Source organism: Massilia sp. CT11-108 (genome assembly GCF_047302915.1).
GTDB lineage: Bacteria > Pseudomonadota > Gammaproteobacteria > Burkholderiales > Burkholderiaceae_D > Telluria > Telluria orientalis.
Genome location: NZ_JBKYMO010001032.1, coordinates 1 through 889, shown reverse-complemented (window position 1 = coordinate 889; position 889 = coordinate 1). Strand labels below are relative to the sequence as shown.

At 69.1% G+C, this 889-nt stretch carries 1 protein-coding gene; it reads left to right on the top strand.

Features of this window, described 5'->3' with window-relative positions; all coding sequences use genetic code 11:
• Positions 1-244 precede the first annotated feature (244 nt).
• The coding region (locus ACEN88_RS32935; RefSeq protein WP_413346490.1) for a cellulase N-terminal Ig-like domain-containing protein at positions 245-889 on the top strand (645 nt) is incomplete at its 3' end.

Sequence of the window (889 nt, the reverse complement as noted above, 5' to 3'; positions counted from 1 at the left end):
CACGGCGCAGCGCGGCGCGCAGGTGCACGCCGTCACGCTGCCCAGCGACCATGCGTTCGCCGACCACCGCATCGGACTCGCCGGCGTCGTCGTCGACTGGCTCGCGGCGCGCCGGTTGCGCACCGTGCCGAAATGAACGGCGCCCGTATTGACGGGCGTTCCGCGCGATTGGATGATTGACTTTACTTTCGCGGGCGGGGTAGGATGAAATCGATTTCAATTCCATAAGATCCAAGGAGACTGCATGTATTCGTCGCGCCCGCGCCTTCCCACCGCCCTCGCCGTTGCCGCCCTGCTCGCAACGGGCACCGCACACGCAGCGGCCGGCATCGAAGTGAACCAGCTCGGCTTCCTGCCGGCCGCACAGAAGCTGGCCGTCGTGCCGGCCGGCGCGAACGAGCGCTTCAAGGTCGTCGACGCCAGCAGCGGCAAGGCCGTGTTCGAAGGGACGCTGGGCCCGGCCGCGACGTGGGACGCATCGGGCGAGCGCGTGCGCATCGCCGACTTTTCCGGCCTGCGCACGACCGGCAGCTACCGCGTGACGGTGGCGGGCCAGCCGGATTCGCCCGTCTTCGCGATCGGCGCCGAACCGTATCGCGCGCTGGACGCCGGCGCCATTCGCGCCTACACGCTGAACCGCGCGAGCATCGCGCTGGACGCGCGGGTCGCGGGGCCGTACGCGCGGCCGCTGGGCCATCCGGACGACAAGGTACTCGTGCACGAATCGGCCGCCTCGCCCAAGCGCCCGGCGGGCACCGTGATCTCGAGCCCGAAGGGCTGGTACGACGCGGGCGATTACAACAAATACATCGTCAACTCCGGCATCAGCACGTACACGCTGCTGACCGCGTACGAACACTTCCCGGCCTGGTTCGACAAGCTCGCCGTC